Consider the following 3,963-nt stretch of genomic DNA (forward strand, 5'->3'; position numbering starts at 1 on the left):
GTAAAATGAAAATTATTTTTGATGGACAAGAACAAGGGAATGTTTTCGACTTTGTTGAAAAATTAGGTTTTCCTAAAGAACATGTTAAAAAATTTAATAATAAAGAAGAAGAATTTTTTTTAGTCACTAAAACAGTTAAATTTGGAGAAATTTCTGATGAAGTAGAAAAATTTTTAGAAAAAAATTCTCATTTATCAATCGGAGTGGCGGTTTCTGGCAATAAAAACTATGGTTCTAATTTTGGAAAAGCGGGCGAATTAATTTCTAAAAAATTTAATATACCTTTAATATTAAAATTTGAAGGAAAAGGGTTTTCTGAAGATATAATTTTTTTACAAAAATGGTTAAAAAACTATAAAAAAGAAAATAAAAAAATGGATAAAAATATGTATCAAATTAAAAACGATATAAAAAAAGAATCTTTTAGTTATAATAAAAGTAAAATTCCTCAATGGAAAATTTTAAATAACGAAATCATTGATGAAGAAGGGAATATCAAAGATTTAAACAAAGATAAAGAAGCGGTAAAATATTATTTTTTAGAAGAAGTGAATCCTAAATTAAAAAGATTTTCTTCTTTAAAAGAAAAATTATTTTTTTTAACTGAAAATAATTATTATGAAAAAACTTTTTTAGATTTATATACTTACGAACAAATTAAAACTGTTTATCAAATAGCTTATGCTAAAAAATTCCGTTTTCCTTCTTTAATGGGAGCTTTTAAATTTTATAATGATTATTCTTTAAAAACTCGCGATAAAAAACATTATTTAGAAACTTATGAAGACCGTTTAGTGGTTAATGCTCTGTACCATGCTTCAGGAGATTTTGGGTTAGCGAAAACTTTAATCAAAAATTTAATCTATCAAAATTTTACACCTGCGACACCGACTTTATTGAATACTGGTCTTAAAAAAAGAGGCGAATTTGTGTCTTGTTTTTTATTAGAAGCGGGTGATTCTTTAAATGATATTGCTCGTATTATGGAATTTTCGATGCAACTTTCTAAAATAGGTGGCGGAGTTTCTATTAATTTAACTAATTTAAGAGCAAAAGGTGAAACTATTAAAGGAGTTAATAACGCTTGCAAAGGGGTTATTGGCGTTGCTAAACTTCTTGATCATGGTTTTCGTTATGCTGACCAAATGGGTCAAAGATTAGGGGCTGGAGCAGCTTATTTAAATATTTTCCACGCTGATATTGAAGATTTTTTAAATTCTAAAAAATTAAACGCTGATGAAGATGTACGTTTGAAAACTTTATCTTTAGGAGTAATTATTCCTGATAAAATGATTGAATTAGCAAGAAATAACGAAATGATGGCTCTTTTCTATCCTCATAGTGTTTATTTAGAATATGGACTTAATTTCGCTGATATCAGCATCGAGATGGGTAAATGGTACGATATTTTAGTTAAAAACCCTAATGTAAAAAAAAGATATGTTAATCCACGTAATTTATTAGAATTAATCGCTCAGCTTCAAGGTGAATCTGGTTATCCTTACATTATGTTCGCCGATAACGTGAATAATAAAAATACTTCTGCGGATAAAATTAAATTTTCTAATTTATGTACCGAAATTCTTCAACCTTCCATCACTTCTCATTACGCTCCTTATGACGAAAGGAAAGATGATCAAGTAGGGATGGATATTTCTTGTAATTTATCTTCCGGTCATATGGGAAATATGATTCAAAATAATGCTATTAAAGAAACCGTTTTTTCCGCTATGGAAATTATGAACTCCGTTTCTTTAAAAACTAATATCGGTTATGTTCCTGGGGTAGCGAAAGCGAACCGTCTTAATCGTAGTGTTGGTTTTGGTATTATGGGTCATCACGGTTATATCGCCGAACAATTGATTGCTTATGGTAGTGAAGAAGATTTAGAATTAATCGATGTTTTCTTTAACGCTGTTAATTATTATTCTTTATTACATTCTAATATTAAAGCTAAACAAACCGGAAAAAAGTTTTATCAATTTGAAAAATCAACTTATGCGGACGGAAAATATTTTGCTGATAAAAAAGCTATTTATCCTGCTTTAAATAAAGTTAAAAAAATATTTGAGGGAATCTATTTGCCAACTGATAAAGACTGGTTAGAACTAAAAGAAAATGTGATTAAACATGGTTTATATAACTCACATAGATTAGCTGTAGCTCCTAATGGATCTATTGGTTATATTATGTCTGCTACCCCATCTTTAACTCCTATTAAACAATTAGTAGAAGAAAGAACTTATGGCAATTCTAAAACTTATTTTCCCGCTCCTTCTTTAGCAGAAGTATCCTTTATGTATGAGACAGCTTATAAAATGGATAATTATAAAATAATTGATGTTATTGCTATGGCTCAAAAACATATCGATCAAGGGATTTCTTTTGAATTATGTATTACTTCCGAAATAAATACTAGAGAATTACAAAAATATTATTTATACGCTCATCATAAAGGTATCAAAACTCTTTATTATACTAGAACTCAAAAATTAAAAATTAAAGAATGTGAATCTTGCGGAGTTTAAGTTTGAAAAAAGTTTATTCAATAAATAAAAAAAACTTTTAATTTTTAAAAAAATATTTCGAAAGGCGAGTTTAAATGGAAGGAAAAGAACTACCAGAACAACAAATTTGGGATCAAATTTTAAAAGATTTGTCTCTTATTTATAGTAACGAAGTTTTTGAAGAAACTTTTTCTAATATTAAAACTCTATATAAAATAGAAGATGGAATTATTTTTATTTTAGTTGAAAACGATTTTATAAAAAATAAAATTGTTTATATTTATTTAAAAAAAATTGAAGAATTAACGAAAAAATATTCTAAAAAAAAAATAACTTTCAATTTTATTACTAAGGAAGAAATTAAAAAAGAAAAAGAAGAAGAAATTCAAGAAAAAAGAATAAATTTTAATAGTTATCATTTGGGAAAATTAGAAGCTGATTATAAATTTGATAATTTTGTTGTTGGTCCGAGTAATATTTTCGCCTTTAAAATGGCTAAACAAATCGCTGAAGCGAAAGTCGTAAAAACGAATCCTTTATATATTTTTGGTTCAGTGGGTTTAGGAAAAACTCATCTTATGCAAGCAATTGGTAATTATATTTTTGACAAACATCCTCATAAAAAGATTTTATACGTTAAAGCTGATGGCTTTATTGAAGATTTTACTAATCAATTAAGAAAAGATAAAATGGAAGATTTTAATAATAAATACCGTAATATTGATGTTCTTTTAGTAGATGATATTCAAATAATGGCTGACGCTAAAAGAACTCAAATGGAATTTTTTAAACTTTTTGATTATCTTAATTTGAATAAAAAACAAATCATTATTACTAGCGATAAACCCATTTCTGAATTGAATAAAATTATGGAAAGATTGACTAATCGTTTTAAAGCAGGATTAATAGTAGATATTAAAAAACCTGATTCTAAACATCGTTTAGAAATTTTAAAGAAAAAAATATTTGAGATTGAAGGCACCAACACCAAAATAAAAAAAGAAATTTTAGAATTTATTTCTTCACGTTTTGGTGATAACATAAGGGAAATGGAAGGAGTTTTGTTAAGACTTTTAAATTATACTCAAATTTATGGGTTAGAAATTAATTTAAAAAATGTAACAGAAGCTCTAGATCCTTTATTAAAAAATAAAAAAACTCTTTCCAAAGAAGAGATAGACGCTAAAAAAATAAAAAATATAGTTAGTGAATTTTATAATATCAGTATACGCGATTTAATTAGTAGTAAAAAACATAATAAATTTTCTCTACCTCGTCATATTGCTATTTATTTAATTAAAAAAATAAACAATACTTCTTATGAAATAATTGGCCTACACTTTAATAAAAGACATCATTCTACCATTTTAAAAGCTTACAGAAAAATAGAGAAAAAAATCAAAGAAAGCGAAGAATTGAAAAAAACTGTTGAACTTATTATAGAAAAAATAAATAG

2 protein-coding genes are annotated in these 3,963 nt (G+C 26.0%); both read left to right on the forward strand.

All coding sequences use genetic code 11. The features are described 5' to 3' along the window. Window positions 1-5 precede the first annotated feature (5 nt). A complete protein-coding gene (gene nrdE / locus ON17_RS00920) occupies window positions 6-2,528 on the forward strand; it encodes a class 1b ribonucleoside-diphosphate reductase subunit alpha (RefSeq protein WP_040849599.1) in 2,523 nt (840 codons plus the stop codon). A gap of 74 nt (window positions 2,529-2,602) precedes the next feature. Beyond that, the coding region (gene dnaA, locus ON17_RS00925) for a chromosomal replication initiator protein DnaA (RefSeq protein ID WP_017191612.1) at window positions 2,603-3,963 on the forward strand (1,361 nt) is incomplete at its 3' end.

Origin of the sequence: Poinsettia branch-inducing phytoplasma str. JR1, assembly GCF_000309465.1 — a bacterium.
In the GTDB taxonomy this organism is placed as follows: Bacteria; Bacillota_I; Bacilli_A; order Acholeplasmatales; family Acholeplasmataceae; genus Phytoplasma; species Phytoplasma pruni.

What these genes read in the sequence shown, in the direction of transcription:
- nrdE (WP_040849599.1), top strand. Translation starts at nt 6, where the DNA reads ATGAAAATTATTTTTGATGGACAAGAACAAGGGAATGTTTTCGACTTT.